18 protein-coding genes and 3 tRNA genes are annotated in these 22,944 nt (G+C 63.3%); 20 read left to right on the forward strand and 1 reads right to left on the reverse strand.

Annotation, left to right across the window (positions count from 1 at the left end):
• The 20 genes from leuC (at position 1) to AC1DYS_RS10610 (ending at position 20,464) form a co-directional block, all read left to right on the forward strand.
• Positions 1-1,410, forward strand: coding sequence for a 3-isopropylmalate dehydratase large subunit (leuC, locus tag AC1DYS_RS10515; protein ID WP_477898711.1), 1,410 nt, complete (start codon positions 1-3; stop codon positions 1,408-1,410).
• 13 nt (positions 1,411-1,423) lie between these two features.
• Positions 1,424-2,086 (forward strand): 3-isopropylmalate dehydratase small subunit, encoded by a 663-nt coding sequence (gene leuD, locus AC1DYS_RS10520; RefSeq protein ID WP_477898713.1) that lies wholly within the window; start codon positions 1,424-1,426, stop codon positions 2,084-2,086.
• The gene (leuB, locus tag AC1DYS_RS10525) at positions 2,083-3,162 is read left to right on the forward strand and encodes a 3-isopropylmalate dehydrogenase (RefSeq protein WP_477898715.1); all 1,080 of its coding nucleotides are present in this window, start codon (positions 2,083-2,085) and stop codon (positions 3,160-3,162) included. The genes leuD and leuB overlap by 4 nt, the downstream gene beginning before the upstream one ends.
• A gap of 51 nt (positions 3,163-3,213) precedes the next feature.
• On the forward strand, positions 3,214-4,347 hold the full coding sequence (asd, locus tag AC1DYS_RS10530) for an aspartate-semialdehyde dehydrogenase (RefSeq protein ID WP_477898717.1): 1,134 nt from the start codon (positions 3,214-3,216) through the stop codon (positions 4,345-4,347).
• A 296-nt stretch (positions 4,348-4,643) separates the two neighbouring features.
• A complete protein-coding gene (locus tag AC1DYS_RS10535) occupies positions 4,644-7,229 on the forward strand; it encodes a motility hub landmark protein FimV (RefSeq protein WP_477898719.1) in 2,586 nt (861 codons plus the stop codon).
• A 64-nt stretch (positions 7,230-7,293) separates the two neighbouring features.
• Positions 7,294-8,082 carry a tRNA pseudouridine(38-40) synthase TruA gene (gene truA, locus AC1DYS_RS10540; RefSeq protein WP_477898721.1) on the forward strand — a complete coding sequence of 263 codons (789 nt, stop codon included), beginning with the start codon at positions 7,294-7,296 and terminating at the stop codon, positions 8,080-8,082.
• The gene (locus tag AC1DYS_RS10545) at positions 8,079-8,726 is read left to right on the forward strand and encodes a phosphoribosylanthranilate isomerase (RefSeq protein WP_477898723.1); all 648 of its coding nucleotides are present in this window, start codon (positions 8,079-8,081) and stop codon (positions 8,724-8,726) included. Before truA ends, AC1DYS_RS10545 begins: the two co-directional genes overlap by 4 nt.
• 23 nt (positions 8,727-8,749) lie before the next feature.
• On the forward strand, positions 8,750-9,994 hold the full coding sequence (gene trpB, locus AC1DYS_RS10550) for a tryptophan synthase subunit beta (RefSeq protein WP_477898725.1): 1,245 nt from the start codon (positions 8,750-8,752) through the stop codon (positions 9,992-9,994).
• Positions 9,991-10,818: a tryptophan synthase subunit alpha gene (trpA, locus tag AC1DYS_RS10555; RefSeq protein ID WP_477898727.1), complete on the forward strand. Its 828-nt coding sequence runs from the start codon at positions 9,991-9,993 to the stop codon at positions 10,816-10,818. The genes trpB and trpA overlap by 4 nt, the downstream gene beginning before the upstream one ends.
• Positions 10,815-11,687: an acetyl-CoA carboxylase, carboxyltransferase subunit beta gene (gene accD, locus AC1DYS_RS10560; protein ID WP_047485975.1), complete on the forward strand. Its 873-nt coding sequence runs from the start codon at positions 10,815-10,817 to the stop codon at positions 11,685-11,687. The genes trpA and accD overlap by 4 nt, the downstream gene beginning before the upstream one ends.
• A gap of 64 nt (positions 11,688-11,751) precedes the next feature.
• Entirely contained in the window at positions 11,752-13,053 is a 1,302-nt protein-coding gene (gene folC, locus AC1DYS_RS10565) for a bifunctional tetrahydrofolate synthase/dihydrofolate synthase (RefSeq protein WP_477898729.1), read from the forward strand.
• A gap of 33 nt (positions 13,054-13,086) precedes the next feature.
• Entirely contained in the window at positions 13,087-13,935 is an 849-nt protein-coding gene (locus AC1DYS_RS10570; protein ID WP_477898731.1) for an SPOR domain-containing protein, read from the forward strand.
• A gap of 9 nt (positions 13,936-13,944) precedes the next feature.
• Positions 13,945-14,448 carry a CvpA family protein gene (locus AC1DYS_RS10575; RefSeq protein WP_477898733.1) on the forward strand — a complete coding sequence of 168 codons (504 nt, stop codon included), beginning with the start codon at positions 13,945-13,947 and terminating at the stop codon, positions 14,446-14,448.
• A 16-nt stretch (positions 14,449-14,464) separates the two neighbouring features.
• Positions 14,465-15,982 carry an amidophosphoribosyltransferase gene (purF, locus tag AC1DYS_RS10580; RefSeq protein WP_477898735.1) on the forward strand — a complete coding sequence of 506 codons (1,518 nt, stop codon included), beginning with the start codon at positions 14,465-14,467 and terminating at the stop codon, positions 15,980-15,982.
• 2 nt (positions 15,983-15,984) lie between these two features.
• Positions 15,985-17,199, forward strand: coding sequence for an O-succinylhomoserine sulfhydrylase (locus tag AC1DYS_RS10585; RefSeq protein ID WP_477898737.1), 1,215 nt, complete (start codon positions 15,985-15,987; stop codon positions 17,197-17,199).
• 13 nt (positions 17,200-17,212) lie between these two features.
• On the forward strand, positions 17,213-18,607 hold the full coding sequence (gltX, locus tag AC1DYS_RS10590; protein ID WP_477898739.1) for a glutamate--tRNA ligase: 1,395 nt from the start codon (positions 17,213-17,215) through the stop codon (positions 18,605-18,607).
• Positions 18,608-18,671: 64 nt separating this feature from the next.
• A tRNA-Ala gene (locus AC1DYS_RS10595) sits at positions 18,672-18,747 on the forward strand.
• A gap of 48 nt (positions 18,748-18,795) precedes the next feature.
• A tRNA-Glu gene (locus tag AC1DYS_RS10600) sits at positions 18,796-18,871 on the forward strand.
• A 39-nt stretch (positions 18,872-18,910) separates the two neighbouring features.
• Positions 18,911-18,987 (forward strand) — tRNA-Asp (locus AC1DYS_RS10605).
• Between the two features lie 739 nt (positions 18,988-19,726).
• Entirely contained in the window at positions 19,727-20,464 is a 738-nt protein-coding gene (locus AC1DYS_RS10610) for a ParB/RepB/Spo0J family partition protein (protein ID WP_477898741.1), read from the forward strand.
• Between the two features lie 882 nt (positions 20,465-21,346).
• Here AC1DYS_RS10610 and AC1DYS_RS10615 read toward each other — a convergent pair.
• Entirely contained in the window at positions 21,347-22,912 is a 1,566-nt protein-coding gene (locus tag AC1DYS_RS10615; RefSeq protein ID WP_477898743.1) for a winged helix-turn-helix domain-containing tetratricopeptide repeat protein, read from the reverse strand.
• Positions 22,913-22,944 lie beyond the last annotated feature (32 nt).

The following is a 22,944-nucleotide window of genomic DNA, read 5'->3' on the forward strand; positions in this document are numbered from 1 at the left end:
ATGGGCCGCACGCTGTACGACAAGATCTGGGACGAACACGTCGTTCATACCGAAGATGACGGCACGGCCGTTCTCTACATCGACCGCCACCTGGTGCACGAAGTGACCAGCCCGCAGGCGTTCGAAGGTCTGGACCTGGCCGGCCGCAAGGTTTGGCGACTGTCGGCCAACTTGGCGGTGAGCGACCACAACGTGCCAACGACCGACCGCTCGCATGGCATTGCAGACCCGATTTCGCGCTTGCAGGTCGACACGCTCGACAACAATTGCGACCGCCTGGGCATCACGCAGTTCAAGATGAACGACAAGCGCCAGGGCATCGTCCACGTCATCGGCCCCGAGCAGGGTGCGACGCTGCCCGGCATGACGGTGGTCTGCGGCGACTCGCACACCTCCACCCACGGCGCTTTCGGCGCCTTGGCGCATGGCATCGGCACGAGCGAAGTCGAACACGTGCTCGCCACGCAGACGCTGCTGGCGCGCAAGGCCAAGAACCTCCTGATCAAGGTCGAAGGCCAACTGAGCAAGGGTTGCGGCGCCAAGGACATCGTGCTGGCCATCATCGGCAAGATCGGCACAGCCGGTGGCAATGGCCACACCATCGAATTCGCCGGTTCAGCCATTCGTGCGCTGAGCATGGAAGGCCGCATGACGGTGTGCAACATGGCCATCGAGGCCGGGGCGCGCGCCGGACTGGTGGCGGTCGACGACACCACGATCAATTATGTGAAGGGCCGTCCTTTCACGCCCACTGGAGTGGCCTGGGATCATGCGGTGGCGTACTGGCGCACGCTGCACTCTGATGTGGATGCGAAGTTCGACCGCGTGGTTGAACTCGACGCCTCGCAGATTCGCCCGCAGGTCACCTGGGGCACGTCGCCCGAGATGGTGTTGTCCATCGAAGACCGGGTGCCTGACCCCGAGCGCGAGAAAGACCCGAACAGGCGCGGTGCGATGGAACGCGCGCTGACCTACATGGCGCTGGAGCCGAACAAGCCGATCGCCGACATCCTGATCGACAAGGTGTTCATCGGCTCCTGCACCAACTCCCGCATCGAAGATATGCGCGAGGCCGCTGCCGTTGTGCGCCGGGTGGGCGGCAAGATCGCCACCAACGTGAAGCTGGCGATGGTGGTGCCGGGCTCCGGTTTGGTGAAGGAGCAGGCGGAGCGCGAAGGCCTGGACAAGGTCTTTCTCGCGGCAGGCTTCGAATGGCGCGAGCCGGGGTGCTCGATGTGTCTGGCGATGAATGCCGACCGTCTGGAGCCGGGCGAGCGCTGTGCTTCCACCTCCAACCGCAACTTCGAAGGCCGGCAGGGCGCTGGTGGCCGCACGCACCTGGTGAGCCCGGCGATGGCCGCAGCAGCGGCCATGGAAGGCCATTTCGTCGACGTTCGGCGCATCGCCTGAAGGAGCGCACAGCATGCAAGCATTCCGCATCCACAAGGGCCTGGTCGCACCACTCGACCGGGAGAATGTCGACACCGACGCGATCATCCCGAAGCAGTTCTTGAAGTCGATCAAGAAGTCGGGTTTCGGCCCAAACCTGTTCGATGAATGGCGTTACCTCGATCACGGCGAGCCGGGGCAAGACCCGACCACGCGCAAGCCGAACCCCGACTTCGTGTTGAACCAGCCGCGCTACAAGGGCGCATCGATTCTGCTGTCGCGCAAGAACTTCGGTTGCGGATCGTCGCGCGAACACGCGCCGTGGGCGCTCGACCAATTCGGCTTCCGCGCGCTCATCACGCCGAGCTACGCCGACATCTTCTTCAACAACAGCTTCAAGAACGGCTTGCTGCCGATCGTGCTGCCGGAGCTGGTGATCGATCGTCTGTTCGACGAGGTGAATGCTTTCGTGGGCTATCAACTCACCGTTGACCTGGAGCGCCAGGTGGTGGTCAAGCCCGACGGCGCCGAGCTGGCTTTCGAGGTCGAGCCTTTCCGCAAGTTCTGTTTGCTGAACGGCTTCGACGACATCGGCCTCACGCTGCGGCATGCTGACAAAATCCGCGCCTTCGAAGCCGAGCGGCTGTTGACCAAGCCCTGGTTGGCTCACTCTCTTGAACTGAAGGAAACACGTTGAAGATCGCGATCCTGCCGGGCGACGGCATCGGTACCGAAATCATGGCCGAGGCGCTGAAGGCGCTCGCCTGCCTGGACCTTCAGTTCGAATTCGAAGAGGCCAAGGTCGGCGGAGCCGCCTACGAGGCCCATGGCCACCCGCTGCCCGAGGGCACGCTGCAACTCGCCAAGTCGTCCGACGCCGTGCTCTTCGGTGCTGTGGGCGACTGGAAGTACGACAAACTCGATCGGCCGCTGCGCCCGGAGCAAGCCATCCTCGGCCTGCGCAAGAACCTCGAGCTGTTCGCGAATTTCCGTCCAGCCATCTGCTATGAAGAGCTGACACACGCGTCGAGCCTCAAGCCCGAGATCGTGGCGGGGCTCGACATCCTCATCATCCGCGAGCTCACCGGCGACATCTACTTCGGCCAGCCGCGAGGTCGCCGCACGTCGCCCGACGGCGCGTTCAAGGGCGCTGACGAAGCCTTCGACACGATGCGCTATTCGCGCCCCGAGATCGAGCGCATTGCCCACGTGGCCTTTCAGGCAGCGCGCAAGCGCAGCAAGAAGGTGCTGAGCGTCGACAAGGCCAATGTGCTGGAGACCTTCCAGTTCTGGCGCGATGTCGTCACCGAGGTGCATGCACAGTACGCTGATGTCGAGCTCGAGCACATGTACGTCGACAACGCGGCTATGCAGCTGGTCAAGGGCCCGAAGCGGCTCGACGTGATCGTCACCGGCAACATGTTCGGCGACATCCTGAGCGATGAGGCGGCCATGCTCACCGGGTCGATCGGCATGCTGCCTTCGGCATCGCTGAATGCGAGGAACCAGGGCCTCTATGAGCCCAGCCATGGTTCAGCTCCGGATATTGCGGGCAAGGGCGTTGCCAATCCGCTCGCCACGATTCTTTCCGCGGCGATGATGCTGCGCTTCAGCTTGAATCAGGAAGCTGCTGCGAAACGCATTGAAGCGGCCGTCAAGGCTGTGCTGGCAAAAGGCCTGCGCACCACCGATATTTACAGTGCCGGTACCACCCAGGTCGGCACGAAGGAGATGGGCGACGCTGTGGTCGCCTGCCTGAAAACGCAGGGCTGATTCTTCTTTCGCGTTTTCAGATCAACACATTCACAGACGATAGGAATAAAGATGGCTACGAGATTGGTCGGCCTGGTGGGCTGGCGAGGCATGGTGGGTTCGGTCCTGATGGACCGCATGCAGCAAGAAGACGACTTCGCATTGATCGAGCCGGTGTTCTTCAGCACCAGCAACATCGGCGGCAAGGCCCCGGCGCAAGCCAAGAACGAGACGACGCTGCAAGACGGCTTCAACATCGATGCGCTGAAGCGCTGCGACATCATCATCACCGCCCAAGGCGGCGACTACACGACCGAGGTGTTCCCCAAGCTGCGCGCAGCCGGCTGGAACGGCCACTGGATCGACGCCGCTTCGACGCTGCGAATGAAGGACGATGCGGTCATCATCCTCGACCCAATCAACATGCCTGTGATCCAGAAGGCGTTAGCCTCGGGTGGCCGGAACTGGATCGGCGGCAACTGCACTGTGAGCTGCATGCTGATGGGCGTGGGCGCCCTGTACAAGGCTGGCCTGGTCGAATGGATGAGCACGCAGACCTACCAGGCTGCGTCGGGCGGCGGTGCGCAGCACATGCGCGAGTTGCTCACGCAGTACGGCACGCTGAACGCCGAGGTGAAGTCGCTGCTCGACGACCCGAAGAGCGCCATCCTCGAGATCGACCGCAAGGTCATTGCCAAGCAGCGCAGCCTCACCGAAGCGGAGACTGCAAACTTCGGTGTGCCGCTCGGCGGAAGCCTCATCCCTTGGATCGACAAGGATCTCGGCAACGGCATGAGCAAGGAAGAATGGAAGGGCATGGCCGAGACCAACAAGATCATGGGCCAAGGCGAAGGTTTCGGTACGCCTGCTGTGCCCGTTGACGGCTTCTGCGTGCGCGTGGGTGCGATGCGCTGCCACAGCCAAGCGCTCACATTCAAGCTGAAGAAGGACGTTCCGCTGGCCGATATCGAGTCGATGATCGCCAACGACAATGAGTGGGTGAAGTTCGTGCCAAACACCCGCGAGGCGACGATTCACGATCTGACCCCCGTGGCGGTGACTGGCACGATGACCATCCCCGTCGGCCGCGTTCGCAAGCTGGCAATGGGCCCGGAATACCTGGGCGCTTTCACGATCGGCGACCAGCTTCTGTGGGGTGCCGCTGAACCCCTGCGCCGCATGCTGCGCATTCTTTTGGCGGCCTGAGACCATGCCCAGCGCCCCGTGTAGCTTCGTTGTCGTACGACAACATGGGGTGCTGCAGACCGTGCAAATGACGCCTACAAGGGAATGTCAGGCATTGCATGAGCTTGTCTTCGTATCTAGTTGATGTTATTGTGATTTCTACTGTTACGCCCAGAAAACCCCGTGGTTAGCGTCAACAACAACTCTGAAAGCTGTGGGGCTCGCTCGGTTCCACCCCCGTCCTATTGGGAGACGCCTTGAAAAGAAATTCGCTGTACATAGGGCGATTCGCTCTGACCGGATCGGCTTTGGCCGCCATGTGCCTCCTGGCTTCGAACGCCTGGGCCCTGGGCCTCGGGCGGTTGGACGTGCAGTCGGCGCTGGGCGAAAACCTGCGTGCCGAGATCGACGTCACCAGCCTTACGCCCGAAGAAGCCTCCAACCTCAACGTGCGCGTAGCGCCGCCGGAGTCGTACCGAGCCGCAGGCGTTGACTACAACTCAGTGCTGCCAGGCACGCAGGTCGTGCTGCAACGTCGCACCGACGGTCGCTCTTACCTGAGCGTGACGAGCGACCGGGCAGTTCAAGAGCCGTTCATCGATGTCATCCTCGAGATTTCTTGGTCCACCGGGCGCCTTGTTCGCGAATACACGCTTCTGATCGACCCGCCCGTCACACGTACGGCGGCGTCTCCCGGCGGCTCCGAGGCGAGCACGTCGCCAGTGATCACGCCTGCACCGAGCCAGGCCATTGCCACGGCACCGCGTGCCGCCGAGCGCAAGCCTTCGACGCCTCGCGCCCCCGCCTCGACGGGAGATTCATCCACCGAGCCTCGCAAGCCGAGCGCCAAAGCGCCTGCCGCTGCGCCGACCGAAGCCGGTGCCGATGAGTACAAGGTTCGCGATGGCGATACGCTGTCGCGCATTGCAGGCCGTACCCAGCGCCCTGGCGTGTCGCTCGACCAGATGCTGGCCTCGCTGTACCAGACCAACCCTGATGCCTTCATCAGCAGCAACATCAACCGCCTGAAATCTGGCGTGGTGCTTGCCGTGCCGTCGGCCGAGACGGCCAAGGCCGTCACCCCGGCCGAGGCACGTCAACTGATCCAGGCCCAAAGTGCCGACTTCGGCACCTACCGCCAGCGTCTCGCTGCAGCCGTGCCTCCCGCCAAGACCGATGGCACCGCACGCCAGGCCAGCGGCAAGGTGCAGTCGTCGGTGGACGACCGCAAGGCATCTGCCGCCCCAGCGCCCGACAAGCTTGTCCTGAGCAAGGGTGCAAGCGCCAAGGCCTCGGCACCGGAAGACAAACTGTCTAAGGAACGCGAGAAGAAAGATGCGACCGCACGTGTCGCCGAACTCTCCAAGAACGTCGACGAGTTGAAGAAGCTGTCGAGCGCGTCTGCTGCAGCATCGGGCAAGACCGCAGCGGCGGCACCCGCGCCCGTGGCTCCGCCTCCGGTGGTCGTGCCGCCTGTCACGCCGCCGAAGCCGCCGGTTGTGGCAGCTGCCCCTGCGCCGGTTCCCGCCCCGCCGCCGCCCGCTCCCCCGCCCGCGCCTGTGGTGGCCGCCACACCGGCTCCCGCACCAGTGCCCGCCCCATCGCCTGTTGCCTCGGCACCTGAAGTCGTTGCTGCAGCATCGGCGGCAGCCAGCGCTGTGACCGAGCCTGCAAGCGCTCCGGTGGTCGCCGCGGCGCCTTCGCGTCCTGCGGCCGCCTCGGCACCCGTTGTCGTGCCCGCTGTCGAGCCTCCAGGCCCGTTTGCATCCTTGTTAGAAGACAACCCGCTGGTGCTGGCTGCGGGCGCCGCCCTGGTGGCTTTGCTCGCTGGCTTCGGCATCTATCGGTTCACCAAGCGTGCCAAGAAAGACAGCGGCGAGACGTCGTTCCTCGAGAGCCGCCTGCAGCCTGATTCGTTCTTCGGCGCCAGCGGCGGCCAACGCATCGACACCCGCGATGCTGGCGGCGCTTCGTCGTCGATGAGCTACTCGTTGAGCCAGCTCGACGCCATTGGCGATGTCGATCCGGTGGCAGAAGCCGATGTGTACCTCGCCTACGGCCGCGACCTTCAGGCCGAAGAGATTCTCAAGGAGGCCATGCGTGCGAGCCCCGAGCGTCTGGCCATTCGCACCAAGCTGCTTGAGGTTTATGCCAAGCGGCGCGACACCAAGGGCTTCGAGCTCCTGGCAACGCAGCTGTTCGGCTTGACCGGCGGCCAAGGCGAAGACTGGGCCAAGGCACAAGAGATTGGCGTGCAGATCGACCCTGACAACACGCTGTATCAACCGGGTGGCAGGCCTGCATCCAGCGAAGGCGAAGGTCGCCCGACCGCCGAGCTGCTGGGTGCGAGCACCATGCCGCAATCGGTGCTGCCATCGCCTTCCGAGTTCGGCGCGAGCGGCAACTCGGGCAGCGGCTTCGACTCCACGTCGGGCGGCGCCATCGATCTCGATCTCGACTTGGGTTTTTCGAATGCGCCGCCTCCTCCCGCGGCACGGCCCGTCGAGCGGACGCAGCCGCTGAACGTTGCGCAAGACGTTCCTTCGCTCGATGACATGAGCTTCAACCTGCCCCCTGCACCGCCGCCCCCCGCTTCGGCACCAAGTTCAGGCTCCATGGATTTCGATTTGGGCAGCATTTCGCTTGACCTCGGTGAAGAATCCACGGTGGCTCAACCCAACAAGTCACAACCCGCGCCCGTGTCATCTGACTTCGGTGCTATTGATCTGGGCGAGGCTGTCGATGACGGTGCCGATCCGATCGTCCGCAAGTTGGAGTTGGCTGAGGAATTCCGCCAGATCGGCGACACGGAAGGTGCTCGCGATCTGCTGCAGGAAGTCGTGTCCAAGTCCAGCGGTGCCGTGAAGACGCGCGCGCAGGCCATGCTCAACGACTTGGCCTGATCGGCCTGGGCAGGCGCCGTTCGTCTCTTCGTCGAACGGCGCGACTTGATCGCGTGATCCTGGCATGAGGCTCGCACTCGGCATCAGCTACCGCGGGCAGGCCTACAACGGCTGGCAGAGCCAGCCCGACAGGCGCACCGTGCAAGACCAACTCGAATCGGCACTGTCGAAGTTTGCGGCGGTGCCTGTTCGCACGATGTGCGCAGGACGCACAGACACTGGTGTGCACGGCTTGAACCAGGTCATCCACATCGACCCGCCGGTGCAGCGCGAGCTGGCTTCATGGGTGCGTGGCACCAATCGCTTCCTTCCGGCCGATATCGCTGTGCAGTGGTGCCACGATGTCGATGTCGATTTCCATGCACGCAACAGCGCCCTGGGCCGACGCTATGCCTACCTGCTGCTGGAGTCTGCCGTGAGGCCCGCCATCGAGGCGGGTGTGGCGGGGTGGACGCATCGCACCTTGAATGCCGATGCCATGCGGGCTGCTGCAGCGGTGTTGGTCGGCGATCACGATTTCAGTGCTTTTCGCTCGTCCGAATGCCAGGCCGCTTCGCCGGTAAAACAGATGCGTTCGATCGAGGTCCACCGCGTCGGCGCCTATTGGCGTTTCGACTTTGATGGTTCAGCGTTCCTGCATCACATGGTGCGCAACATCATGGGCTGCCTGCTCACCATAGGAAGTGGCCAGCACGGGCCGGAATGGATGTCCGAGGTGCTGGCGTCTCGTTCTCGCCAAGTTGCCGCGCCCACATTTCCCGCCGATGGTCTCTATTTCGTGGGGCCGTACTACGATCCACGTTTTGCCTTGCCGACGCACACGCCAGCCATGGACTGGCTGCCGCACCCATGAATGCCCGCACCCGAATCAAGATTTGCGGCCTGACCCGCGAGGCCGATGTCGATGCCGCCATCGAAGCCGGTGCCGATGCGGTGGGTTTTGTCCTGTACGAGCGCAGTCCGCGCCACGTCACGGTGCAGCGTGCCGCGGCACTCGCTGGGCGTCTGCCACCGTTCGTGACGCCGGTGGCGCTGGTCGTCAATGCCGCGGCATCGCTGATCCAGGCAGCGGCCCAAGTCATTCCCGGTGTGCTACTTCAATTCCACGGTGACGAGAGCCCGGCCGATTGCCGTGCGGCGGGCCGGCCTTTCTTGCGCGCTGCCCGCATGGCGCCGAATTTCGATTTGCTAGACTTCGCCGCTCAGTACCCGCACGCCCAGGGGCTGTTGCTCGACGCCCATGTCGAGAGTTACGGGGGCGGTGGAAAGGTCTTCGATTGGTCACTCATTCCTCCAAACGTGCCCCGTCCAGTCGTTTTGTCTGGTGGGTTGCATGCCGGAAATGTGATCGAAGGCATTTTTCAGGTGCGGCCATCGGCCGTTGACGTCAGCTCCGGCGTAGAGAGCGCCAAAGGCATCAAAGATGCCGCGGCCATACGCCGGTTCTGCGAAGCCGTCCGCGAAGCGGATGCGCGAATCGCAGCCTCCCCGGTTTGACTCCACCTGAAAGCGGTACCCACATGTTGAATTACCAGCAGCCCGATGCCAGCGGGCATTTCGGTCCCTATGGCGGCACCTTTGTCGCCGAAACCCTGATCCACGCGCTCGACGAGYTGAATGCGGCTTACGAGCAAGCCCGTAAGGACCCGGCTTTCATCGCCGAATATCAGTATGAACTCGCGCACTTCGTTGGTCGGCCCAGTCCGGTCTACCACGCTGCACGCATGAGCCGCGAGCTCGGCGGCGCGCAAATCTACCTGAAGCGCGAAGACCTCAACCACACCGGCGCGCACAAGGTCAACAACACCATTGGCCAGGCTTTGCTGGCGCGCCGCATGGGCAAGCCGCGCGTGATTGCCGAGACCGGGGCGGGCCAGCACGGCGTGGCGACCGCCACCATTTGTGCTCGCTACGGCATGGAATGCGTGGTCTACATGGGCAGCGAAGACGTGAAGCGCCAGTCGCCCAACGTCTATCGCATGAACCTTTTGGGAGCTCGCGTCGTGCCGGTCGAGAGCGGCTCCAAAACGCTGAAGGATGCGCTCAATGAGGCCATGCGCGATTGGGTTGCCAATATCGAGAACACCTTCTATATCATTGGCACGGTGGCAGGTCCGCACCCCTACCCGGCGATGGTGCGCGACTTCCAGCGCGTGATCGGTGACGAGTGTCTTCTGCAGATGCCCGAGATGACTGGGCGCCAACCTGACGCGGTGATCGCCTGCGTCGGCGGTGGCTCCAACGCCATGGGCATTTTCTACCCCTACATCCAGCATGAAGGCACGCGCCTGATCGGCGTCGAGGCCGCAGGGCAGGGGCTCGACTCCGGCAAGCACTCGGCCAGCCTCACCAAAGGTTCGCCAGGCGTGCTGCACGGCAACCGCACCTATCTGCTGCAAGACGAGAATGGGCAGATCACGGAGACGCACTCGATCTCGGCTGGCCTCGACTACCCGGGCGTTGGCCCCGAGCACGCGTACCTGAAGGACATCGGCCGTGCAGAGTACGTCGGCATCACGGATGAAGAGGCACTGCAGGCATTCCATCGCCTGTGCCGTACCGAAGGCATCATCCCCGCGCTGGAGTCCTCGCATGCCGTGGCGTACGCGATGAAGCTCGCCCCGACCCTGCGGCCCGACCAGCACCTGCTGGTCAACCTGTCGGGCCGTGGCGACAAGGACATCGGCACGGTGGCCGACCTGTCCGGAGCTGAGTATTTTGACCGCCCTTCGCAGGCAGGCCGCAGCGTGAAGGGCTCCACATGAGCCGCATTCAAGCTGTCTTCCAGGCGCTGAAGGCCCAGGGCCGCAAGGCACTCATCCCCTACGTGACCGCCGGTGATCCGTTCCCCGATGCCACGGTCGAGCTGATGCTGGCGATGGCCGAGGCCGGTGCCGACGTCATCGAACTCGGTGTGCCGTTCTCCGACCCCATGGCCGACGGGCCGGTGATCCAGCGCGCTGCCGAGCGCGCGCTCGCCAAGGGTATCGGCATGCCGCACGTGCTCGATTTCGTTCGTGGCTTCCGCAGGCAGAACGACACCACGCCGATCGTGCTGATGGGCTATGCGAACCCCATCGAGCGCTACGACCAGCGCCGAGGCGAGGGCGCGTTCGTGCGCGATGCCAAGGAGGCCGGCGTCGATGGCGTGCTCGTCGTCGACTACCCGCCGGAAGAGTGCGAAGCCTTTGCAACGCAGCTCAAGGCGCAACAACTCGACCCGATCTTCCTGCTTGCGCCCACCTCGACCGAGCAACGCATGAAAGACGTCGGCCGCATCGCGAGCGGCTACGTGTACTACGTGTCGCTCAAGGGTGTGACTGGTGCCGGAGGCATCGACGTGAACGCTGTCGGCGAGATGGTGCCGCGCATCCAGGCCCATGTGAACGTGCCGGTGGGTGTGGGCTTCGGCATCCGCGACGCCGAGACAGCGAAGGCGGTTGCGGCGGTATCCGATGCGGTGGTGATTGGATCCCGCATTGTGCAATTGCTCGAAACGCAAACGCGCGACAATGTCGCTCCCGCGGGTGCGGCGTTCATCGCCGAAATCCGCGCAGCCCTCGATTCCCTGAAAGGAGCTCCCGCATGAGCTGGCTTGAGAAACTGCTGCCTCCCAAGATGCAGCAGACCGACCCGAGCGAACGCCGCACGGTGCCTGAAGGTCTGTGGATCAAGTGCCCGTCGTGCGAGACGGTGCTCTACAAGAACGACCTCGAGCAGAACGTCAACGTCTGCCCGAAATGCGGCCACCACCACCGCATCGGTGCTCGGGCGCGGCTGAATGCCTTCCTCGACGGCGAAGGCCGCTACGAGATCGGCCAAGAGGTCTTGCCGGTCGACGCGCTGAAGTTCAAGGACAGCAAGCGCTACCCCGAGCGGCTCAAGCAGGCCATGGAAGCCACCGGCGAGACCGATGCGCTCGTGGTGATGGGCGGCGCGCTGCATACCATCCCGGTGGTGGTCGCGTGCTTCGAGTTCGATTTCATGGGAGGCTCGATGGGCTCGGTGGTCGGCGAGCGCTTCGTGCGCGGTGTCGAAATGGCCGTCGAGCAGAAGGTGCCTTTCATCAGCTTCACTGCCACGGGCGGCGCACGCATGCAAGAGGGCTTGCTGAGCCTCATGCAAATGGCCAAAACCAACGCGGCGCTCACGCTGCTGTCCAAAGCCAAGCTGCCGTATGTGAGCGTGCTTTGCGATCCGACGATGGGCGGGGTCTCGGCGAGCTTTGCGTTCGTCGGCGACATGGTGATCGCCGAGCCGAAGGCGCTGATCGGGTTCGCCGGCCCGCGCGTGATTGCCGACACCGTGCGCGAGAAGCTGCCTGAAGGCTTCCAGCGCGCCGAGTTCCTGATGCAGACGGGCGCCATCGATGCCATCGTCGACCGGCGAGAACTGCGCGGCGTGATCGCCAAGTCGCTGGCCATGCTGCAGCGGCAAAGCGCCGACGCAGTCGCCTAAGCCTTCAGCGGTATCGACACAAAGGGCGGCTCAGGCCGCCCTTCTTCATTCAAACTTGTCCACCATGCCTCTGCCCACCACGCTCGCTGAATGGCTGGACCATTGCGAACGCCTGCACCCGAAGAACATCGACATGGGGCTCGCGCGGAGCGAGTTGATCAAGCAGCGCCTCGGCCTCAAGTTCGACGTGCCGGTAATCACCGTGGCTGGCACCAACGGCAAGGGCTCGACCTGCGCATTCCTTGAAGCCATCGGCCTGCAAGCTGGCTACCGGGTGGGGCTGTACATCAAGCCGCACTTTGTTCACTTCGAAGAGCGCTGCCGCATCAATGGCACGATGGTGTCGGCGAGCGAACTTCTGCCGCATTTCGAGGCGGTGGAAGCGGCCCGTGGCGACATGGCGCTCACGTACTTCGAGTTCACGACGATGGCGATCATGCGGCTGCTCTCGCAGGCGGGGCTCGACATGGTGATCCTCGAGGTCGGCCTCGGCGGGCGCCTGGACACGGTCAACGTGGTCGACGCCGATTGCGCCGTGATCACCAGCATCGATCTCGATCACATGGAGTATCTCGGCCCCGACCGCGAGACCATCGCGCGCGAGAAGGCGGCCATCATGCGGCCCGGCAGACCCGTCGTGTTCAGCGACCCGGTGCCGCCGAAGAGCGTGGCGGCCTACGCCGAGGAAGTCGGCGCCGATCTCTGGCAGATCGGCCGCGACTTCAACTACGCTGGCGACAAGCAGCAATGGGGTTGGGCAGGGCGCAGCAAACGGTTCAACGGCCTCGCGTATCCGGCGCTGCGGGGTGCCAACCAGCTGCTCAATGCCTCCGGCGCACTGGCTGCCTTCGAGGCGCTGCGCGAGCGCCTGCCAATCACCGCACAGGCGGTGCGCAGCGGCCTGGCGCTGGTCGAACTGGCGGGGCGCTTTCAGATCGTGCCCGGCCAGCCGACGCTGGTGCTCGACGTGGCGCATAACCCGCAGGCGGTCGGCGCGCTGTTCCAGAACCTGGACCAGATGGGCTTCTTTCCGCGCACGCACGCCATCTTCGGCGCGATGGGCGACAAGGACCTGACTGCCATCCTCAAGCGCATGGCACCGGTCGTCGATGATTGGTATTTCTGTGACCTGCCGGTCGGTCGGGCCGCCACTGCGACGCAACTCAAATCGCTGCACGAAAGCCTCGCATTGCGGGGCCCCGGTCCTGTCACGACAGCGTGCCACGCCAACCCCTCAGAAGCCCTGCGCGCAGCGATCGTCGCCGCAGACCCCGCTGATAGAATCGTGGTCTTCGGCTCGTTTTACACCGTGGGCGGCGTGCTGAAGAATGGTCTGCCCCGTCTGACTGCCAAGCACGTCGGCTGACGCCAGCCAATCCGGCCTTCTTGCCGGTCACCCGTGCAGGTGGGTGAACTCCAAAAGCCCGAACGCACCGTTGTGCCCACCTGGAACCAGCACTGCATGGGTTTGCTGTCATTTTTGAAGCGCAACAAATCGGGAGCTCCATCCAAGGCGCCTCCGATTCCTGAGTCCGCCGACTCTGTGCAGCAAGCACGCACGCGCGCCCGCCAGCGTCTGATTGGGGCCGTGGTGTTGGTCACCGCAGGCGTCGTCGGTTTCCCCCTGCTGTTCGAAACCCAGCCGCGCCCTTTGCCGGTCGACACGCCGATCGAAATTGCGCGCAAGGACAGCGCTGCTCCCGCGGCGCCTGCACCGCGCACGACAACAGCGCCGCGGCCCGCAACCCCAGCCGTGCCGCCGAGCGTGATCACGGAAAACACAGCCGATACAGGGCGCGAGGTTGTGGCAGCCTCGTCTCCCGCCGTTGCCTCTGCACCCGCTACCACCCCGGTCCAGCCCAAGCCAGCGCAGCAGCCTGCTGCGGAACCGAAGCCAGAGCCGAAACCTGAGCCCAAGCCGGTCGCTCCGAAGCCGGACGCTAAGCCTGTCGAGAGCGCACGCGCGCAAGCTCTGCTCGAAGGCAAGGAAACGGCCGCCAAGCCGGTCGCAGCGGCGGAAGGACGCTTCGTGGTGCAAGTGGGGGCCTTCGCTGAGGTCACGGCGGCGCGAGAGGCGCGGCAGAAGGTCGAGAAACTTGGCCTGAAGACCTACACCCAGGTGGTGGAAACATCCAACGGCAAGCGCATCCGGGTTCGCGTCGGCCCCTTCGGCTCGCGCGGCGAGGCCGACAAGGCAGCCGACAAGATCAAATCCGCCGGGCTGTCTTCGGCGGTCTACACGCTCTGACGGCGAGTCATGCAATGGGTCGATATCGTTCTCGCGGGCATCCTGGCGCTGTCGGTCATCCTGGGGTTGATTCGCGGGTTCGTGTTCGAGGTGCTCTCGCTGCTCGGCTGGTTCGCCGCGTACTTTGCGGCGCAGTGGCTGGCAGTCGACGTGGCGCCGCATATTCCGGTCGGCAACCCGGGCTCGGCCATCAACCATGCGGCCGCGTTCTCGGCGGTTTTCATCGCGGTGCTGCTGGTCTGGGCGGTCGGGTCGCGCTTGTTGCGCTTGCTCATCCATGCCACGCCGCTGAGCCTGCCAGACCGCTTTCTGGGCGCCGTCTTCGGGCTGCTGCGCGGCCTGGTGCTGTTGCTGGCGGTTGCTACCGTGATCAGTCTCACGCCGCTGATGAAATCACCGGCGTGGCAGTCTTCCCAGGGTGCACAGTGTCTGCAGGTGGCATTCGATGCCTTGCGCCCGGTGCTTCCGCCCCAACTTTTGCAGCACCTGCCAGCATCTGGCAAGGTGCGTTGAACTCCAAGGACTCCCCATGTGCGGCATCGTCGGCGTCATCTCCAAGAGCCCTGTCAACCAGCTGATCTATGACGCGCTGCTGCTACTGCAGCACCGTGGGCAGGACGCTGCAGGCATCGTCACGATGCAGGGCACGAAGTGCTTCATGCACAAGGCGCGCGGCATGGTGCGTGACGTGTTCCGCACCCGGAACATGCGGGCGCTGCCCGGCGCGGTGGGATTGGGTCAGGTGCGCTATCCGACAGCCGGCAACGCCTACAGCGAAGAAGAGGCGCAGCCCTTCTATGTGAACGCGCCGTTCGGCATCGTGCTGGTCCACAACGGCAACCTGACCAACGCTCACACGCTGAAGCAGGAGCTGTTCGACATCGACCGCCGGCACATCAACACCACCAGCGACACCGAGGTGCTGATCAACATCCTCGCCCATGAGCTCGAACTGGCCGCGCGCGACCTCCCGCTGTCGCCGGAAGAGGTGTTCAAGGCCGTGCGTGCGGTGCACAAGCGCATCAAGGGCTCGTACGCTGTGGTGGCGCTGATTGCGGGCTATGGCTTGCTGGCCTTCCGCGATCCGTATGGCATCCGCCCGCTTTGTTTCGGCGAAGGCGTGACGCCCGAAGGCCGCGAGGTGATGGTGGCGAGTGAGTCGGTGGCCATTGAAGGCACCGGGCACACGGTAATCCGCGACGTGGCACCCGGCGAGGCCGTGTTCATTGACCTCGAAGGGCAGATCCACACGCAGCAATGCGCCGAGAACCCGACGCTGAATCCGTGCATGTTCGAGTTCGTCTACCTCGCCCGGCCCGATTCGGTGATGGATGGCATCTCGGTCTATCAGGCCCGCCTGAACATGGGCGAGACACTGGCCCAGCGCCTGATCTCGACCATCCGCCCGAACGAGATCGATGTGGTGATCCCGATCCCCGAGTCGAGCCGTCCCTCGGCGATGCAGCTTGCGCAACGCATCGGCAAGCCGTACCGCGAAGGCTTCGTAAAGAACCGCTACGTCGGCCGTACCTTCATCATGCCGGGGCAGGGCGTGCGCAAGAAATCGGTACGGCAGAAACTCAACGCCATCGGCGTTGAGTTCAAGGGCCGCAACGTGCTGCTGGTTGATGATTCCATCGTGCGCGGCACCACGTCGAAAGAGATCGTGCAGATGGCTCGCGACGCCGGCGCACGCAAGGTCTACATGGCCTCGGCTGCACCGCCAGTGCGCTACCCGAATGTGTACGGCATCGACATGCCCACCAGCGAAGAGCTGATCGCACACAACCGCAGCATCGAGGAGATCCGCCAGTTCATCGGTGCCGACGCCTTGATCTATCAAGATGTTGACGCAATGAAGAAGGTGGTCAGCGCGCTTAACCCCAAGCTGGCCGGATTCGAGGCCTCGTGCTTCGATGGGCGCTATGTCACCGGTGACGTGTCGCTGGCTGACTTCGATGCCATGGCAGCGCAGCGCTTGTCGCAAGGCGACGAAGAGGAAACCAACGACCGCTCACGGCTTGCGCTGCAAAGCGCCACCGAATAGCCGTGGCCGCGGGCAAGAAGATTCCTCGTGTCGACCTGCCTGTCGGCACCCGACGCGACACGCTGGCCGTGCGCGAAGGACTGCCTCGCAGCGCCTGGGGTGAGAACTCCGAGGCCTTGTTCCTGACCAGCAGCTTCGTGCAGCCCGATGCCGCCACGGCCGCGGCGCGCTTCGCGAACGAGGAAGAAGCCTTCACCTATTCGCGCTTCACCAACCCGACGGTGATGATGTTCGAGCGTCGCCTCGCGGCATTGGAAGGCAGTGAGGCCTGCATTGCCACGGCCAGCGGCATGAGCGCTATTCTTTTGCTCGGTCTCGGCGTGCTGAAGGCGGGCGATCACGTGGTGTGTTCGCAGAGCGTGTTTGGCTCCACCATGATGTTGTTCAGCCGCGAGTTCGGCAAATTTGGCGTCGAGACCAGCTTTGTTTCGCAGACCGATGTGAACGCCTGGCGGAAGGCCGTCAAGCCAAACACGCGCCTGCTGTTTGCCGAGTCGCCAACCAACCCGTTGACCGAGGTGTGCGACATCCGCGCGCTCGCAGCGATCGCGAAAGAAGCAGGCGCTCTGTTCGCCGTCGATAACTGCTTTTGTTCGCCCGCCTTACAGCGGCCCATGGAGTTGGGCGCCGATGTCGTGATCCATTCGGGCACCAAGTACCTCGATGGGCAGGGCCGCGTGATCGCTGGCGCCATCTGCGGTACTGAGCAAATGGTCAACGAAAAGTTGATGCCGGTGATGCGCAGTGCGGGCATGTCCTTGTCGCCCTTCAACGCCTGGGTGGTACTGAAGGGCCTGGAGACGCTGTCGATTCGAATGGAAGCGCAGAGCACGCGTGCTCTGCAGCTGGCAACCTGGCTCGAAGCTCAGCCGCAGATCGAGCGCGTGTTCTACCCTGGGCTGAGCTCGCATCCGCAGCACGAACTCGCGATGGCGCAGCAGTCGGGGAAGGGCGGCGCCGTGGTGTCGTTCGTCGTGAAGGGCGAACGCAAAGGCGCCTTTCACGTGATCGATAGCACGCAGATCTGCTCTATCACCGCCAACCTCGGCGACACCAAGACCACCATCACCCACCCCGCCAGCACCTCGCATGGCCGACTTAGCGAAGAGCAACGCCAAGCCGCCGGCATCACCCAAGGAATGATCCGCGTGGCGGTGGGGCTGGATGATGTCGAAGACCTGAAGGCCGACCTGCTGCGCGGCCTGGCCACACTGTGAATACTCAACACGCATGACGCAAAAGATCCGCACCCGCATCGCTCCGTCGCCCACCGGCTTTCTTCACCTCGGCACGGCGCGCACGGCCCTGTACTCGTGGGCTTTTGCACGCCACTTCGGCGGGGAGTTCATTCTCCGCATCGAAGACACCGACGTGGCTCGTTCCACGCAAGATTCTGTAGACCAGATCCTTGCGTCGATGAAGTGGCTTGGCCTCGACTACGACGAAGGCCCGATCTATCAGATGCAGCGCCTCGACCGCTATCGCGCAGTAATCGACCAGCTCATCGCAGAAGGCAAAGCCTACCGCTGCTACAGCACCCCCGAAGAGCTGGAAGCCACGCGTGAAGCACAGCGCGCCCGCGGCGAGAAGACGCACTATGACGGACGCTGGCGGCCTGAGCCGGGCAAGGCGCTCCCCGCCATCCCCGAAGGCGTGCAGCCGGTGGTTCGCTTCCGCAACCCGCAAGACGGCGTGGTGACCTGGGACGATCTGGTGAAAGGGACCATCAGCATCTCGAACCGCGAGATCGACGACCTGATCATCGTGCGGCAGGACGGCATCCCGACCTACAACTTCTGCGTGGTGGTCGACGATTGGGACATGCAGATCAGCCATGTGTTTCGTGGCGACGAGCACGTCAACAACACGCCGTGGCAGATCAACATCTTTCATGCACTCGGCGCACAGCTGCCGAAGTTTGGCCATGTGCCGGTGATCCTAGGTGACGACGGGCAGAAGCTTTCCAAGCGCCGCGGCGCGGTGAGCGTGACGGCCTATGAAGAGTCGGGCTTCCTGCCGGAAGCGATGCTCAACTACCTCGCTCGCCTGGGGTGGAGCCACGGTGACGAAGAGTTGTTCACCCGCGCGCAACTCGTCGAGTGGTTCGATGGCAGCCATCTCTCCAAGAGCCCCGCGCAATGGGACGCCGCCAAGCTGGCGTGGGTCAATGCCCACTACCTGAAGGCCTTGCCGGACGATCAACTTGCCGAACTGGTGTCAGCGCAGTTGGCAAAGCGTGGCATTGCATCGGCAAGCGTTTCTTCCGTGACCCGTGTGATCGGACTGTTCAAGGACCGTTGCTCGACCACGGTCGATCTCGCCGACTGGGTTCAGATGTACTTCACCGACGTGGTGCCAACCGCCGAAGACCTCGCTGCCCATGTCACTGATGCAGTGAAGCCGGCCTTGCCCACCCTGACCGACAAGTTGTCGATCGTCGAATGGAACAAGGCCGCGATCGCTGCCGCCATCAAGGAAACGCTGGCTGCACACGCGCTCAAGATGCCGCAATTGGCCCACGCCGTGCGCGTGCTGGTGTGCGGTCGCGCCCAAACACCATCGATAGATGCAGTGCTTGAACTGTTCTCTCGTGAGATCGTGATTGCGCGTTTGCGAAGTGCTTGAAAATCTGTCTATAATCGCAGTCTCGCTTGAACAGCGCGTCCAATCCGAGATAGTCAAAAACGGAGGGGGTATAGCTCAGCTGGGAGAGCGCTTGCATGGCATGCAAGAGGTCAGCGGTTCGATCCCGCTTACCTCCACCAAGAACCTAACGGTTCGAGGCGGCGCGCAGTTCAAGGAAGAAGGATTGAGTCCCCTTCGTCTAGAGGCCTAGGACACCACCCTTTCACGGTGGCTACAGGGGTTCGAATCCCCTAGGGGACGCCAAGTTTGATGGCGCTTGCGCAGAGATGCGGAAGCCATCATGGAGTGGTAGTTCAGTTGGTTAGAATACCGGCCTGTCACGCCGGGGGTCGCGGGTTCGAGCCCCGTCCACTCCGCCAATAAAATCAACGGGTTAGCGCGAAAGTGCTAGCCCGTTTTTCTTTGGAATATTCCAAATTTGGAATATGGGTCACAGGTTCCACGGCTGTTGAAGCGCCGTAAGGATCGCGAGTCTCCGCTGCTGCCCCCTTCGCCGGTCACCATCACATTTAGCGGACGAGAACGGCGCCGCATGGCGGAGGCGTCCCAAACCCTGTTGGCTGTGCCAGTTCAGACCCTTCTAGGAAGCGTCCGCTGCGACGAGCCTTATGTCGTGTTGCTCGATGGATGCTCGCTTGGCCAAGTCCTCTGCAATCGGGGTGCTGTGCAGGGCGACGTACCTCAACGCCGTGACTCGTGATGGGTAGGTTTGAGGCAACGCCTCGCTACCGCGCGAACCTGGCGGGATCCAGCTTTGATGGCGAGATTCATGGATAAATGGCTATCACATTTGAACGCGGGCTGACAAGGTTGCGGGCAAATGTCACGCCGTTAAAGGCTTCTTGCTTTGCATGCCTTGCGCGACGCATTTGCTTCGTTGGATACTTTCTTCGTTAGACCGGCAGCTCCCGCTGCTCATTGAGATTTCATCACTCTGACGCCTCGAGAGAGGCGTGCGCAAGCATGGAATCTCAACCGTCTATCTCATCCCCTGCGCTCAAAAGCGTGCTCGGCTCTCTAGGCGAAGCTGGGCCTTCCTTTCAGGAGTCGGCGCCCCTTGACGCGCCCATCCCTGCGCCAGCTCTGAGTGCATGGCCTGTGCTGCTGGACGCAGCCTGCGTCCAGCCGACTCTCTACATCAACCGGGGCCCGGAAACTTGGGAGAGTGCGGCGTTTCAGGAACTGAAGCGGCACATTCAAAGCACGGGTGGCAATGTCCAGCCCATCAAGGTTCGGCCGGTCAGCCCGACCTGTCAGGACCAGTGGGAAGTGGTCTTCGGCCACCGCCGTCACCGGGCTTGTCTAGAGCTCGGACTTCCCGTGGCCGCGTTCATCGAAGCGATGGACGACAAGAAGCTGCTTGTGGAGATGGTGCATGAAAACCTAGCTCGCAAGGACGGGAGTCCGCTTGAGCGCGGCTTGCATTTCCAACGTGCGCTCGACTTCAAGGTCTTCGGCTCGGCCGAAGAGCTTGCGAAGGCGATCAATGCCGACAAGAGTGGTGTCTATCGCCTTCTGAAGCTTGCACGACTTCCTAGGGAAATCGTCGCGGCATTCCGTTCGCCATCGCACTTGCAAGCCACCTGGGGAACGCGCTTAGAGGCAGAGCTTGAACGCGACCGCGAGCGGGTCATGAAACGTGCTCTGGAGATCGCGGCAACGGGAACGCCGTCCGATCCGAAGCAAGTCATGCACGAGCTTGCACCGGAAAGTCTCCCAAACCACATGCCCCCGCCCGGTCGCATCGACATCGAACGCGATGGAAGGGTGGTGGCGACGATCGTAGTTCCAACTCCGGCGAGTGGCGAGAAGGTCATGCACCTACCACTCGCTTAGTCATCGCCTGTCATTGTTCCTAGGGACTCTTTAGCAGAGCTGATGAATGGCTCCGGCATAGGTCCCGGTACCGGTCGAAAAATTCCATGCTCCTATTTGAGTCGCAATGGGACGTTGGTAACGCCGCTGACTTGACAGAGACGTGTCCGAGTAACGTGCACACAGAACTTTTTTCGTGAACTCGACGATGTCCTGGGTTGCGCAAGCATCAGCCGCGGTCTGCCTTGAAGCGTTTGCATGGCTGTGCATGGGCAGCGGTCGAGAATCGGAGTTCTGAGCGACCTGGCAGAACTTTGAAGTACCGAACGCCGCGGTTCTCGGCGTTTGGTGCTTCAAGTGTTGAATGTTGCTGAGCTGCGCGGGGTCAAGTGCACGAAAGCTGCTCGAAACCAGGATCATCTTGCCCGCCGGAAGCATCACGAACTAGGACTTTTCGTTGTCTTGGTAGCTGATGAGGCCGTGCAATTCGTCGCCACCAGCACCGCCAGCAGCTGCACGACCAGGCGGTTGAAGCCGATTTGCGCTGGGCGCCACACGATGCAAATGCCCCGCTGCAGCGATGGTGGCCAAGCTTGCTGGCAGTGGAATGATTCCACTGCTGCTGCCGCGCTCAGACAAGAGAGGAGCGACTACTCCCTCGCCGAAGCAATCACTGCAGATGTAGCACCAAACCTTTGGTGAAGACGGTGGTTCATGCTGCGAAATGCCGTGCTGTCCATCAGCGCCTCCTCGCAGGCTTCGTCACCGGTGAGAGCCAGGCACCCTACGCGGAATGACCGCCTGTGCTCGTGGCGATGGGGCGCTGCCGACCCTTGCAGACGTCCCGTCCGCTCAACGGGCCACCACAAAGCTGTCGTTCAGTCCTGCAACGCAGTACATTGCCTAGGGCGGAATTCCTGCCGCAGCGCAAGCTACGCGAATCCTCTCGCGCAGTTCGACGGCCGAGTCTGCGTAGTAGTTCATCACCTCTGAGGCAGTCCGCTTGGGGACCAGCGACAGCAGTGTCGCGGCCTCGCGCCGCGCTTCGTCGAGTCGACCGAGCTCCGCCAGCGCAAGCACGCGGGCCTGCCGACTTGGCGTGTAGTGCGGAGTCTTGATGAGCGCCTCTTCTGCATGTCGCAGCGACTCGACGAGCTGTCGGTTCGCCCAAAGCATCACCGAACGCGCAGCAGCCCAGTAGCCGGAAAGTTCGGTACCTTGGGGAAGCACCATCAGGTTGGTGTCGAGCGCCTCGCGCGCGCGGCCAAGGTAAAGCAGCGCGTGCGACAGCATTTGCCATGAGTCGATGCTCGACGGCGCCAGCTCGACGGCACGCTCGGCGGCCGCAAGCGCGGCTTCGAAGTCTCGCTTCACGCGCAAGGCCATCGACAGCCCACGGTGCGCGCAAGCGCTCCGCGAGTCGAGTTCGATCGCATGCTGCAACTGCGCCAGGCTCTCGGACACGCGGTCGGCATTGAACGTGCCCGTGATACCGAAGTACGCGTCGATCGTGTTCAGGTACCCCAGCCACGTCCACGCGGGCGCATAGTCGGCGTCGAGCGAGAGCGCACCTTCGAGCGACCGCCTGCCGGCCGCCAGCGCTTCAGCGCCGAATTGCATCGCGAGCAGACTGCCCCGCATCGTCATGCTGTAGACGCTCGGCGCCGCGGGTGGCCGTGCTTGCCGCATGCGCTGGAGTTCGCGGGCCTTGCCATGCAGCGACCGCGCGATCGACTGGACGAACGCATCACGGATCCATGTCGGCGAGGGGTCGGTCCTGTGCTTGCTGGTCCAAAGAATCGTCGCAGTTTCACTGTCCAGCAGTTCCAGCGTGACGACGATGGTGTGCCCGTCCAGGCGCAGCTGGCCGTCGATCAACATGCGGCAGCCGAGGCGCCGGCCGATTTCGACCACCGGCGTACCGCCGCCTGCGAACGCGAAGCTTGCGTGGTGCGACACCAGGCGCAGGTCGCTGTTGCGACCCAGTTCGGAGGCCAGGTCGCGCGCCAACGCTCTTGCTTCTTCATCCGAGGAAAGGTCGCCGCCCATCGAACGGAAGGCAAGAACGGCCAGTGATGGGCGGTCGGCCTCTTCGAGGAAGTAGGGACCATCGTCGCCGCGGACCTTCGGCGGAACCGGCTCGAGGACGAGCTGGTAGCCACGTCGCGGCACCGTCTTAAGCGCGCAGGCGCCGGCGTCGCCCATCGCTTCGCGGATCTCGCTGACGGCCTGCGCGAGCGAGCCGTCTGTGACCACGAGGCCCGGCCAGACCGCCTGCAACAACTCGTCCTTGGTGACCACCCGACCGGCGTTTGTGGCCAAGCAGCGCAACACCGCCCAAGCACGCGGTCGCAGCGGCACGGGAGTGCCCTTTGTGTCACGCAGCTGTTCGCGTCCGAAATCGACGACGAAACCCGCCACCGGCACTTCGGAGGGCGAGGCGTTCGACTCCAGCGTGAATTCGCCCATGGTGCGATTTTCATCGAGCTTGAGGATTCTTG

Source organism: Rhizobacter sp. P2_G4 (assembly GCF_056403575.1).

What these genes read in the sequence shown, in the direction of transcription:
- leuC (WP_477898711.1), top strand. Translation starts at nt 1, where the DNA reads ATGGGCCGCACGCTGTACGACAAGATCTGGGACGAACACGTCGTTCAT.
- leuD (WP_477898713.1), top strand. Translation starts at nt 1,424, where the DNA reads ATGCAAGCATTCCGCATCCACAAGGGCCTGGTCGCACCACTCGACCGG.
- asd (WP_477898717.1), top strand. Translation starts at nt 3,214, where the DNA reads ATGGCTACGAGATTGGTCGGCCTGGTGGGCTGGCGAGGCATGGTGGGT.
- AC1DYS_RS10535 (WP_477898719.1), top strand. Translation starts at nt 4,644, where the DNA reads ATGTGCCTCCTGGCTTCGAACGCCTGGGCCCTGGGCCTCGGGCGGTTG.
- truA (WP_477898721.1), top strand. Translation starts at nt 7,294, where the DNA reads ATGAGGCTCGCACTCGGCATCAGCTACCGCGGGCAGGCCTACAACGGC.
- AC1DYS_RS10545 (WP_477898723.1), top strand. Translation starts at nt 8,079, where the DNA reads ATGAATGCCCGCACCCGAATCAAGATTTGCGGCCTGACCCGCGAGGCC.
- trpA (WP_477898727.1), top strand. Translation starts at nt 9,991, where the DNA reads ATGAGCCGCATTCAAGCTGTCTTCCAGGCGCTGAAGGCCCAGGGCCGC.
- accD (WP_047485975.1), top strand. Translation starts at nt 10,815, where the DNA reads ATGAGCTGGCTTGAGAAACTGCTGCCTCCCAAGATGCAGCAGACCGAC.
- folC (WP_477898729.1), top strand. Translation starts at nt 11,752, where the DNA reads ATGCCTCTGCCCACCACGCTCGCTGAATGGCTGGACCATTGCGAACGC.
- AC1DYS_RS10575 (WP_477898733.1), top strand. Translation starts at nt 13,945, where the DNA reads ATGCAATGGGTCGATATCGTTCTCGCGGGCATCCTGGCGCTGTCGGTC.
- purF (WP_477898735.1), top strand. Translation starts at nt 14,465, where the DNA reads ATGTGCGGCATCGTCGGCGTCATCTCCAAGAGCCCTGTCAACCAGCTG.
- gltX (WP_477898739.1), top strand. Translation starts at nt 17,213, where the DNA reads ATGACGCAAAAGATCCGCACCCGCATCGCTCCGTCGCCCACCGGCTTT.
- AC1DYS_RS10615 (WP_477898743.1), bottom strand. Translation starts at nt 22,912, where the DNA reads ATGGGCGAATTCACGCTGGAGTCGAACGCCTCGCCCTCCGAAGTGCCG.